Source organism: Bradyrhizobium sp. Kon56 (assembly GCF_055807635.1).
This window is the reverse complement of sequence record NZ_JBVVOU010000015.1, coordinates 174042-186119: the sequence shown is the minus strand read 5'-3', so window position 1 is coordinate 186119 and position 12078 is coordinate 174042. Positions and strand designations below refer to the sequence as shown.

The following is a 12078-nucleotide window of genomic DNA, read 5'->3' as shown; positions in this document are numbered from 1 at the left end:
GGCGTTGCCGAGGAGAATGTCACCTGCCTGGGCTCGTCGCCGCGCCCCGAGCACCTGCGGGCGTTTGCGAACGTCGATATATCGCTCGATACATTCCCGCAAAACGGCGGCGTCAGCACCTGGGAATCGCTCTATGCCGGCGTTCCGGTCGTGGCCAAGCTCGGCAACGGCGCCTCGTCGCGTGCCGGTGGTTCGATCGTGGCTGCGGTCGGTCTCGACGACTGGATCGCGCAGGACGACGAGGGCTATGCCGCGATCGCCTGCAAATATGCGGCGCAGCCGGCGTATCTGGCGAGGTTGCGCAGCGACTTGCCGGCCCGGATCGCAGCGTCTCCCGCCGGCAATGTCGAAATCTACACGCGCGAGGTCGAAGCGGGCTATCGCCAGTTCTGGCGCGACTATTGTGCCGCGGCTGTCGAAGGCAGCGAGGGCCTGACCCTGCCGGTTGGGGCGTAGCCTCGAATTGCGCCGGCCACCTTAGTCCTCCGGAAACCATGCGGCGCTGCGCGACCGTGCCGGTTCATGGCTCCGAAAGCTATCTCTGGGCATGTGGCGCCAAAAGGGTGCGCCAATGCTCGGTTTCGTCTTCGGCTTGAACGCCCGGCTCGGGCGATTGCATTTCTTCCTCGCGACGGTCGCGCTTGCGATCGTGATGACGGCGATCTGCTTTGCAATCGCAATGGCCGTGCTGAACAACACCTCGCCCGGCGCGATCCGACCCGAAGACCTCACCAAGAGCTGGGCGATGATCGCCGCGATCGTGTTCTTCGGAGTTGCGACCCTCACGCTGCAATCGATGCGCATCCGCGACATCGGCTGGGATCCGGTCTGCGTGGTGCCTGCCTGGTTCGCGCTCATGATCGTCGACCATGTCGTCGCGGGCCGGTTTCCGGCCTGGGCGATCGGGGAGGAGCACCAGGCAACGGCGGTCGGCGCGCTCGTCAACCTCGCGCTGATGCTCGCGCTCATGTTCTGGCCGAGCGGCGACAGCGAGGGCTCCTACGGCGCTCCCCTCCCGCCGCGCACACGCGCGAACAAGCCTTCGCTATCGAACGAGCGCCTCGCGCGGGTGTCGCAGGGATCGTCTCGCTCGAACTGGAGCTAGACGGCCGGCTTCCGGAACGTTCTAGACGAACGGCAGCTTGATGTTGCTGCGCTTCTCCAGCCATTCAGGCACAGGAAGGCTCTTGGCGCGCATGAAGTCCGCATTGAACAGCTTCGACTGGTAACGGCTGCCGGAATCGCAAAGCACGGTGACGATCGTCTTGCCGGGCCCGAGCTGTTTTGCGAGACGCATCGCGCCGGCAACGTTGATGCCGGTCGAGCCGCCGAGGCACAGGCCTTCGTGCTGGAGCAGTTCGTAGATCACCGTGACTGCTTCCGCATCGGGAATGAGATAGGCGTCATCGACCTTTGCGCTCTCGACGATTGCGGTCGCCCGGTTGAGGCCGATGCCCTCGGTGATTGAGCCGCCCGGCGTCGCCTTGGCATCGCCCGTTCTGAAATATTCATACATGCCGGCGCCGTGCGGGTCGGCGCAGGCGATCCTGACGTCCTTGCTCTTCTCTTTCAGGAAGCGGCTGGTGCCGGCCAGCGTGCCGCCGCTGCCGACGGAGCAGACGAAGCCGTCGATCTTGCCGCCGGTCTGCTCCCAGATCTCGGGACCTGTGGACTCGTAATGCGCCTTCGCATTGTCGAGGTTGTTCCACTGGTCGGCGAACAGCACGCCGTTCGGCTCCGTCTTGCGCAGCTCGTCGGCAAGACGGCGGCCGACATGCTGGTAATTGTTCGGATTGGAATAGGGCAGGGCCGGCGATTCCAGCAGCTCGGCGCCGCACAGCTTCAGAAAATCCTTCTTCTCCTGGCTCTGCGTCTCCGGGATCACGATCAGCGTGCGGTAGCCGCGGGCGCTGGCCACGACCGCAAGACCGATGCCGGTATTGCCGGCGGTCGATTCCACGACGAGACCGCCGGGCTTGAGCTCGCCGCGCTTCTCGGCCTCGAGGATCATCCATTTGCCGGCGCGATCCTTCACCGACTGGCCGGGATTCATGAATTCGGCCTTGCCCAGGATGGTGCAGCCGGTCAGTTCGGAAGCGCGCTTGAGCTTGATCAGCGGGGTGTTGCCGATGGCTTCGACAACGTCGTTTTTGATAATCATGTCAGGGGAAATCACTGGCAAGGGGTTGATTAGGTTGGCCAGAACCTAGTGCTTGAAATGCCAAAGGGGAAGGCTTTTGCGCTGCGGCGAAACCCGCGAAAATCCCCGTAAGCAGTGAAAATTTGGAAGGAGAGATCGCCGCTGCTGCTGCTGTGCTACGCCGCGGGATATCGGTAGGAGGATGTGGCCGGCTTCTGCCAAAACATGGAAGATAAGGGTCGTCGCCAGCGCACCCTCCATTGGATGTCAGCCGTCGCCGTCGAAGAGTGCGGATAGTACGCGGGAGGCGGTCAAGATATCGGCACGACGAACGCTTATTCGTTTTCCGATAATGGACAACCTCGCGAAAGTGGCCAGGCCCGGTTTCGCGGCCGGACTGAAGCCGCATCGCGAGCGGTGCAGGCGGATTGGAGGGGGTTGGCGTCGGTGTGGCGGCAGTATCACATGAAATCTTGGTAAGCTCGAACGCACTCAGGAACGACCCTGAAATTCAAGAAACACCTGCAGGACAGCACCCTTTTGTATTTTCTCAGCTCTAAGATCGTCGCGCTTTGGGGGGCACCTCGCAACTGCGGGACTGTCCCGCGGTTCCGCGTCCGGCTAGTATGAGGCGCACAATTTCGCTGAAAGCATCACTTGTGAACGAGTTGTCCAAAGCCCCCCGACGACCGCGCTGCGAATCGGCTAATCCGGCCGCGCGGCGGCGGTTCGATCTGCCCGGCGGGGGGTGGATGTGACACAACGTGTTCCGGCGATCGCCGTGCGGCGGTCACCAGGCGCGACGTCCCGGACGCGACGTGCGGCGCGCTGGCTTGCGGTCGCTTGCCTCGCCGCCGGTTCGGGCGCCTGCGTGCTGACGCAGGATCTTCCTGATCCCGCGCTCGACGTTCCCACGCAATACAAATATGCCGGGAAGGCCGATGCGCCGCCGTCGCTGGATTGGTGGCGCAGCTTCCGCTCCGCGGAGCTGACACAGCTGATGGAAGAGGCGCACACCGTCAACCTCGACATCGCCGCCGCCGTTTCGCGCATCGTCGAGGCCGACGCTCAGGCGCGGCAGGCGGGTGCGGCGCTGCTGCCGAGCCTGTCCGGCACCGGGCAGGAGGCCTATTCGCGCACCTCCGGTTCCTCCGCCTCGGGGCTAACCAATGGCGGCCGTGAGGTCGTCAACTACCAGGCTTCGCTGAGCGCGAGCTACCAGCTCGATTTCTGGGGCCAAAATCGCGACGCCCTGCAAACGGCGGAAGAGACGGCAAATGCCAACCGCTTCGATCGCGACGTCGTTGCGCTGACCACGCTTGCAGGCGTCGCTAACGCCTATTTCCAGGTGCTGGCCTCGCAGGATCGCATCAGGACCTCACAGCGCAACATCGCGAGCGCGCAACGCATCCTCGATGCCGTCAGGGAACGGCGCAAGGCCGGCACCGGCACCGACCTCGACGTTGCCCAGCAGGAGAGCGTGCTCGCAAACCAGAAGGCACTGGTGCCGCCGCTGCGCCAGACGCTCGACCAGAACGTCAATGCGCTTGCAGTCCTGGTGTCGCGGCCGCCGGAGAGCGTGCGCGTGCTCGGCGGCTCGCTGAACCGGATCGCGATTCCGCGCGTGACGCCGGGACTGCCGTCGGAGCTCCTGACGCAGCGGCCCGACATTCGCCGGCAGGAGGCCCAGCTCGCCTCCGCGACAGCGAACGTCGGCAATGCCCGCGCGCAATTCTTTCCGACCATCCAGCTCACCGGCAATGGCGGCTATCAGAGCTCGGCCCTGGTCTCGCTGTTCCAGCCGCATGCGGCATTCTTCCAGCTCGTCGGCAGCGCGACGCAGCCGATCTTCGACGGCGGCAAGATCCTCGGCAATTTCGAGTTTGCCAAGGCGCGGCAGGACGAATTGCTCCAGACCTACCGCAAGACCATCATCCAGTCCTTTGCCGACGTCGACAACGCGCTGTTCTCGATCAAGCAGACCACGATCAGGCTGCAATTGCAGCGTGACGTCCTCAACGCCTCCCGCCGCGCATTCGATCTCTCCGAGCAGCAATTGCGCGCCGGTACCGCCGATATCGTCACCGTGCTCAATACGCAACTGACCCTGTTCCAGGCGGAAGACGCGCTGTCACAGGCGCAACTTGCCCGCCTTCTTGCTATCGTCAGCCTGTATCAGGCGCTCGGCGGCGGCTGGGAGCCGAGGATGGAGAAACCGGTCAATGCTCTTTAAGCCGGATACGAAGCAAGGCGCGAAGGAGGGAACGGCAAAGAAGTCGCGCGGGCGCGGCTTCGTCATGACCCTGATCACGCTGGCGATCCTCGGCGGGCTCGGCTACTACGGCTGGACCATCTGGCACCAGCAGCCGCAGCAGGCGAACGGCCGCAATCAGCGGCCGGATCTGCCGGTGCCGGTGCTGGCGGCGACGCCCCGCATCCAGGACGTTCCCGTCTACCTCGACGGCGTCGGCGCGATCCGCGCACTCAACACCGTGACCGTCCGCTCGCAGGTCGACGGCAAGCTGATCGCGGTCAATTTCACCGAGGGACAGGACGTCAAGAAAGGCGACGTGGTCGGCGAGATCGACCCGGCGCTCTACCAGGCGACGTACGATCAGGCCGTCGCCAAGAAGGCGCAGGACCAGGCCCAGCTCGCCAACCAGCGTATCGACCTTACGCGCTACGAGCAGTTAGCTGCCTCCAATGCCGGATCCAAGCAGCAGGCCGACACCCAACGCGCGCTGGTCGCGCAGACCGAGGCGTTGGTCAAGGCCGACCAGGCCGCGATCGACAATGCAGCGGCGACGCTGAGCTACACCAAGATCGTGGCGCCGATCTCGGGCCGCGCCGGCCTGCGCCAGGTCGATCAAGGCAACATCATCCATGCCTCGGACACCACGGGTCTCGTGGTGATCACGCAATTGCAGCCGATGGCGGTGTGGTTCAGCCTGCCGCAGCAGCAGATCATGCGCGTCAACGCCGCGGCATCGAAGGGCACGCTCGCGGTCGACGTGTTCGGCAATGACGGCCTCACCGTGATCGACACCGGCAAGCTCACCGGCATCGACAACCAGGTCGACCAGACCACGGGAACGCTCAGGCTCAAGGCCGAATTTCCCAACGCCAATTACCAGCTCTGGCCCGGCCAGTTCGTCAATGTCCGCCTCAAGGTCGAGACCTTGACGCAGGCGCTGGTGGTACCGACCTCTGCCGTGCAGCGCGGACCGATCGGCACCTTCAGCTATGTCATCGGCGAGGATAACATCGTCTCGGCCAAGCCGGTGACGGTGACGCAGCAGAACGAGCATGACGCCGTCATCGCCAGCGGCCTGTCGGCGACCGACAAGGTCGTCACGACGGGCTTTGCCAATCTGTCCGACGGCTCCAAGGTGGTCATCGGGCGCGACGATCAGACCCCGTCGGCCGATCTCGCGCCGCGCAAGCGCTCGCGCGGGCCGGATGGTCAGAAGAAGGACGGCGCAAAAGACGGCCAGAAGGACGGACAAGACAAGGACGGCGAGTTCCGCGCCAAGCGCAAGAGCAGCGAAGGCGACCAGAAGGGCCAGACCGGACCGGCACCAGGGCCTCCGTCAAGTCCGGGTGCATCGGGAAGTGGAGCCAAGCAGCCATGATCCCGACAACAGCCGCCTGAGCGGCAGGCGCATCCCATGGGCGTCTCCGAACCCTTCATCCGCCGTCCGATCGCGACCTCATTGCTCGGCATCGCGCTTCTGATTGGCGGGCTGCTCGGCTATTTCGCGCTGCCGGTGTCCGCGCTGCCGCAGGTCGATTTCCCGACCGTGCAGGTGACGACGCAATTGCCCGGCGCGAGCCCCGACGTGATCGCCTCGCTGATCACCGCGCCCTTGGAGCGGCAGCTCGGCCAGATCCCGTCGCTGTCGGCGATGAACTCGACGAGCTCGTTCGGCGTCAGCCAGATCTCGCTGCAGTTCGATCTCAACCGCGACATCGACGGTGCCACCCAGGACGTCCAGGCTGCGATCAACGCGGCGGCCGGCGTGCTGCCCAAGACGCTGCCTTATCCGCCGACCTACGCCAAGGTGAACCCGGCCGATGCGCCGGTGATGACGTTGGCGCTGCGCTCCGACACAATCTCGTTGCGGGCGATGAGCGACATCGCCGATACGCTTCTGGCGCAGCGGCTGAGCCAGATTTCCGGCGTCGGGCGCGTCTCTGTGCTCGGCGGACTGAAGCCAGCTGTCCGCATCCAGGCGGATCTCGCGCGGCTCGCCGCCTATGGCATCGCCATGGAAGACCTGCGCACCGCGATCGCCAGTGCCAACGTCTCCGGGCCGAAAGGCTCGCTCGACGGCGCGCAGCAATCCTACATCATCGCCGCCAACGACCAGATCGCCGCCGCCGACGCCTACAAGCCTGTCATCATCGCCTACCGCAACGGCTCGCCGGTCACGATCGCCGACGTCGCCCAGATCGTCGATGGGCTCGAGAACGACCGCACCGGCGGCTGGTACCAGGGCTCGCCCGCCGTCATCATCGACATCCAGCGTCAGCCCGGCGCCAATGTGATCGACGTCGTCAGCCAGATCCGGGCGGAAATCCCAAAGGTCCAGCGCGCTATTCCGGCCGGCGTGAACCTCACCATCGTCTCCGACCGCACCGTCACCATCCGTGCCTCGGTGCGCGACGTGCAGTTCACGCTGATCCTCAGCGTCGTGCTGGTGACGCTGGTGGTGCTGCTGTTCCTGCGTTCGCTACGCGCCACGCTGATCGCCGGCGTGGCGCTGCCGCTGTCGCTGATCACGAGCTTCGGCATCATGTATTTTGCCGGCTTCAGCCTCGACAATCTGTCGCTGATGGCGCTCACCATCGGCACCGGCTTCGTCGTGGACGACGCCATCGTGATGATCGAGAACATCGTCCGCCACATGGAAAACGGCGACAGCGCGATGGAGGCTTCGCTGAAGGGCGCCAGCGAGATCGGCTTCACCGTGATTTCGCTGACGGTATCGCTGATTGCGGTGTTCATCCCGCTGTTGTTCATGTCGGGCCTTGTGGGCCGCATGTTCCGCGAATTCGCGCTGACCCTGACGATCGCGGTCGTGACCTCCGCCGTGGTGTCGCTGACGCTGACGCCGATGATGTGCTCGCGCCTGCTGAAGCATGCCCATGAAGAGCTGGCAGTGCCGGGTCTTGCCGCGGTCAGCCGCTTCATCGACCGCACCGTCGGGTTCTATCACCGCACGCTGCTCTGGGTGCTGGAGCGCCAGCGCGCGACACTGGTCGTGACTTTCGCCACGCTGATCGCGACCCTGGCGCTCTATGTCGTCGCGCCAAAGGGCTTCCTGCCGCTGCAGGACACCGCCTCGATCACGGCGGTGACCGAAGCCGGTCCCGACGTCTCGTTTGCGGAGATGCAGAAGCGGCAGGCCGAGGCGGCCGACGCCATCAAGGCCGACCCCGATGTGACCGGCGTGGTCTCGGTGATCGGTGCAGGCTCGGTCAATCCGACCACCAATGTCGGCCGTCTTGTCATGACGCTGAAACCTCGCGGCGAGCGGCGCGACGATGTCAGCGTCGTCATCACCCGCCTGAAGGAGCGGGTGGCCGCCATCCCCGGCATGACCGTCTATTTCCAGCCGGTGCAGGACGTGCAGATCTCGACCCAGTCGAGCCGTTCGCAATACCAGTACACGCTGACCGGCACCGACGCCGCTTTGGTGTCGGAATGGGCGCGCAAGCTGGTTGCCGAAATGCGGCGCGATCCGCTGTTCCGCGATGTCTCCTCGGAAGCGCAGGAAGGCGGTCTGCGGGCGCAGCTCACGGTCGACCGCACCCGCGCCGGCCAGCTCGGCGTCAGCCTCCAGGGCATCACCGACACGCTCAACGACGCCTTCGCGCAGCGCCAGATCTCGACCATCTACGGCCAGGCCAACCAGTACCGCGTGGTGCTGGAAGCGCTGCCGATGTACCAGCGCGATCCCTCGATCCTGTCGAAGCTTTATCTGCCGGGCGCGGCGAGCGCGACCGCCGGTGCGCCCAACGCGCAGGTGCCGCTCTCCGCCGTGGCGACGCTGACGCGCACCACCGCGCCGCTCGCGATTTCGCACCAGGCGCAATTCCCGTCGATCTCGCTCAGCTTCAACCTCGCGCCGGGCGCGGCGCTTGGCGATGCCGTCGAGGCCGTGAAGACCATCGAGACCCGGATCGAGATGCCCAACAGCATCGTCGGCGTCTATGCCGGCGACGCCGCCGAATTCGCCAAGGCACTCGCCGGCCAGCCCTGGCTGTTGCTGGCCGCGGTGATCACGATCTATATCGTGCTCGGCGTGCTCTACGAGAGCTACATCCATCCGATCACGATCCTCTCGACGCTGCCGTCCGCCGGCGTCGGCGCGATCCTGGCGCTGATGCTGTGCGGGCAGGATCTCTCGGTGATCGGGCTGATCGGCATCATCCTGTTGATGGGCATCGTCAAGAAGAACGCGATCATGATGATCGACTTCGCGCTCGAGGCCGAGCGCGGGCAGGGGATGTCGCCGAACGAGGCGATCGTACAGGCTTGTCTGCTGCGCTTCCGTCCGATCATGATGACGACGCTGGCCGCCCTGTTCGGTGCGCTGCCGCTGGCGATCGAGAGCGGCACCGGCGCCGAGCTGCGCTTCCCACTCGGCATCTCCATTATCGGCGGCCTGCTGCTCAGCCAATTGCTCACGCTCTACACCACGCCGGTGATCTATCTCGCCCTCGACCGCATCAACCGCCGCCTCGAGCAGGCGCTGCCGCCGGCCGAATCCGGCGGTCCGCCCGTCGCGGGCGCGACCGAGGGGATGCAGTGATGGCATCGATCTCGGAGCCCTTCATCCGCCGCCCGGTCGCGACCACGCTGCTGTCGATCGGGTTGTTCCTGCTGGGTATCGTGGCTTACGAGTTCCTCCCCGTTGCCTCGGTTCCGAACATCGATTTTCCCGCCATCTTCGTCTCGGCCAGCCGTCCTGGCGCCGACCCGTCCGTCATGGCCGCGACGGTTGCCTCGCCGCTGGAGCGGCGGCTCGGCGAGATCGCGGGCATCAACCAGATCACCTCGACTTCGTCACTCGGCACGACCAGCATCCAGCTCCAGTTCGACATCGGCCGCAACGTCGACAAAGCCGCCCGCGACGTGCAGGCGGCAATCAATGCGTCGCTGGTCGACCTGCCGAGCGATTTGCCGACGCTGCCGCGCTTCCGCAAAGCGAACACCGCAGGCGCGCCGGTCTTCGTGCTGGCGCTGACCTCGAAGACGCTGTCCGCCAGCGCGGTCTACGACGTCGCCGACACCGTGCTGGCGCAGCGCATCTCGCAGGTGCCGGGGGTGGGCAATGTGACGATCTCGGGTGCCGACCAGCCGGCGGTCAGGATTCAACTCAATCCCGTCGCGCTGTCCAATGCCGGCATCGCCACCGACGACGTGCGAACTGCGATTATCAACGCCAACCCGCTCGGTCCGGTCGGCATCTTCAACGGCGAGCGCCAGAGCGAGACGCTGTCGCTCAACAAGCAGATGCGGACGGCGAAAGAGTTCCGCGACATCGTCATCAAGAGCGCGAAGGGCAATTTCGTCCGGCTCTCCGATGTTGCCGACATCGAGGACTCCGTCCGTAACGCCCGTTCCATCGCCTGGTTCAACAAGCAGCCGGCTGTGCTGATCCAGATCACCAAGCAGGGCGATGCCAACGTCATCGATACCGTCGACCGGGTGAAGGCGCTGATCCCCGCGCTGAAGCAGTGGATCCCGGCCGGAGTCGATATCTCCACCTTGGTCGACCGCACCAGTACGATCCGCGCCAGCGTGCTCGACATGCAGTGGACCTTGCTCGCGACTGCCATTCTCGTGATGGTCGTCGTGTTCGTATTCCTGCGACGGCTCACGCCGACGATCGCAGCCGGAATCTCGGTGCCGCTGGCGCTGGCCGGAACCTGCGCCGGCATGTGGGTCGCGGGCTTCTCGATCGACAATCTTTCGCTGATGGCGCTGGCGATCTCCGTCGGCTTCGTGGTCGACGACGCCATCGTCATGATCGAGAACATGTACCGCAATCTCGAGCACGGCATGCGGCCGCTCCAGGCGGCATTGGACGGCGCCCGGCAGATCGGCTTCACCGTCGTGTCGATCAGCCTGTCGCTGATCGCGGCCTTCACGCCGCTGATCTTCATGGATGGCGTCGTCGGCCGGCTGCTGCGCGAGTTCTCCCTGACATTGACCTTCGCCATCCTGGTCTCGACCCTGGTGTCGCTGACGGTGACGCCGATGATCTGCGCCCATTACATCCGCCAGACCACGTCTGGCACGGCGACCCTGTTCGACCGGATCATCGAGGGCTCGCTGTCGCGCATCGTCGCGTTCTACACCCGCACCTTGCGCACCGTGCTGGAATATCCGCTGCTGACGCTGCTGGTGTTCTTCGCCACCATCGGCCTAACAATTACGCTCTACATCAAGATCCCTAAGGGCTATTTCCCGACCGACGATTCCGGCTTCGTCATCGGGGCGACGCGCGCCTCGGCCGACATCTCGTTCCAGTCGATGCTGAGCCTGCAGCAGCGGCTCGCCGACATCGTGATGCAGGATCCGGCCGTGGCCGGCATCGGCTCCACCGTCGGCAGCGGCGGCGGACCGGGTGGCGCGACCTCCAATCGCGGCACCATGTTCATCAGCCTGAAGCCGCCGGAGGAGCGCGACCACGTCTCGACCCAGGTGGTGATCGACCGTCTCAGGCGGGCGTTATACCCGGTGCCCGGCATCCGCCTGTTCATGTTTGCCGCCCAGGACGTGCGCGCCGGCGGACGGCAGAGCGATTCCGACTACCAATACACGCTGACCAGCACCGATCTCGGTTTGCTCCAAAAGTGGGCGCCGATCGTGGCCAAGCGCATGGAGAGCGTCGAGGGCATCACCGACATCTCCAGCGACCGCGATCCCGGCGGGCTTCAATTGACCTTGTCGATCGACCGCCAGAAGGCCTCGGCGCTCGGCGTCCGCGTCCAGGATATCGACAACGCGCTCAACAACGCGTTCTCGCAGCGGCAGATCGGGATCATCTACACCCAGCGCAACCAGTACATGACCGTGCTGGAGATCGACCCGAAATTCCAGGTCGACCCCTCCAACCTCGATCGCATCTATGTCGCCGGCGCGGGCGACGCGCAGGTGCCGCTGTCGGCCGTGGTGCATGCGACGCGCGGGCTCGCCGCGCTCGCGGTCTATCATTCGCAGTCGTTCCCATCGACCACGGTGTCGTTCAACCTGTTGCCGGACGTGCAGATCCAGGCCGCAACGCAGAACATCCAGCGCGCGGTCGAGGAGCTGCACATGCCGGAAGGCATTCGCGGCAGTTTTGATGGCAATGCTGGCGATTTCGCCAAGACCAGCGGCCGCCAGCCGCTCCTGATCCTCGGCGCGCTGGTGGCGATGTATATCGTGCTCGGCGTGCTCTATGAGAGCCTCGCCCATCCGCTCACGATCATCTCGACGCTACCCTCGGCGGGACTTGGCGCGCTGCTGGCCTTGCAGCTCACCAACACGCCACTGACCGTGATCGCCTTCGTTGGCATCATCCTGTTGATCGGCATCGTCAAGAAGAATGGCATCATGATGGTTGATTTCGCGCTCGATGCCGAGCGCCAGCGCGGCCTGTCGTCGGCGGAGGCGATCTTCGAGGCCTGCCAGGCGCGCTTCCGGCCGATCCTAATGACGACGATGGCGGCGCTGTTCGCCGGCATTCCGCTGGTGGTCGCGACCGGGCCCGGCACGGAACTCCGCCGTCCGCTCGGCATCACCATCATCGGCGGGCTGTTCGTCTCGCAGATCCTGACGCTCTACACCACGCCCGTGATCTACCTGCTGGTCGACCGCCTGCGCCGCCGCTCCGAACCGCGCCCGCTGGCCGCGCCGGCGGAATAGGCGGGTTGTTGAACCG

Annotated in this window: 7 protein-coding genes; 6 read left to right on the top strand and 1 reads right to left on the bottom strand. The window is 65.2% G+C overall.

Annotated elements, in window-relative coordinates; all coding sequences use genetic code 11:
- Both AC0L3B_RS23635 and AC0L3B_RS23630 read left to right on the top strand, forming a co-directional pair.
- A partial coding sequence (locus AC0L3B_RS23635) for an O-linked N-acetylglucosamine transferase family protein (protein ID WP_473381115.1) occupies nucleotides 1-456 on the top strand: 456 nt, incomplete at its 5' end.
- 115 nt (nucleotides 457-571) lie between these two features.
- The gene (locus AC0L3B_RS23630) at nucleotides 572-1105 is read left to right on the top strand and encodes a DUF805 domain-containing protein (RefSeq protein ID WP_018457795.1); all 534 of its coding nucleotides are present in this window, start codon (nucleotides 572-574) and stop codon (nucleotides 1103-1105) included.
- A gap of 21 nt (nucleotides 1106-1126) precedes the next feature.
- Here the strand turns inward: AC0L3B_RS23630 and AC0L3B_RS23625 are convergent, their stop codons facing one another.
- Complete coding sequence (locus AC0L3B_RS23625) at nucleotides 1127-2161, bottom strand: cysteine synthase A (protein WP_247296786.1); 1035 nt, start codon at nucleotides 2159-2161, stop codon at nucleotides 1127-1129.
- Nucleotides 2162-2888: 727 nt separating this feature from the next.
- Between AC0L3B_RS23625 and AC0L3B_RS23620 the strand changes: the two genes are divergently transcribed.
- The 4 genes from AC0L3B_RS23620 to AC0L3B_RS23605 are packed head-to-tail and all read left to right on the top strand — an operon-like array spanning nucleotide 2889 to nucleotide 12062.
- Nucleotides 2889-4373, top strand: a complete 1485-nt coding sequence (locus AC0L3B_RS23620) for an efflux transporter outer membrane subunit (protein ID WP_026233443.1) — start codon at nucleotides 2889-2891, stop codon at nucleotides 4371-4373.
- Nucleotides 4363-5772 carry an efflux RND transporter periplasmic adaptor subunit gene (locus tag AC0L3B_RS23615; RefSeq protein WP_204511169.1) on the top strand — a complete coding sequence of 470 codons (1410 nt, stop codon included), beginning with the start codon at nucleotides 4363-4365 and terminating at the stop codon, nucleotides 5770-5772. The genes AC0L3B_RS23620 and AC0L3B_RS23615 overlap by 11 nt, the downstream gene beginning before the upstream one ends.
- A 36-nt stretch (nucleotides 5773-5808) precedes the next feature.
- Entirely contained in the window at nucleotides 5809-8958 is a 3150-nt protein-coding gene (locus AC0L3B_RS23610; RefSeq protein WP_085349831.1) for an efflux RND transporter permease subunit, read from the top strand.
- A complete protein-coding gene (locus AC0L3B_RS23605) occupies nucleotides 8958-12062 on the top strand; it encodes an efflux RND transporter permease subunit (protein ID WP_085349830.1) in 3105 nt (1034 codons plus the stop codon). The genes AC0L3B_RS23610 and AC0L3B_RS23605 overlap by 1 nt, the downstream gene beginning before the upstream one ends.
- Nucleotides 12063-12078: the final 16 nt, after the last annotated feature.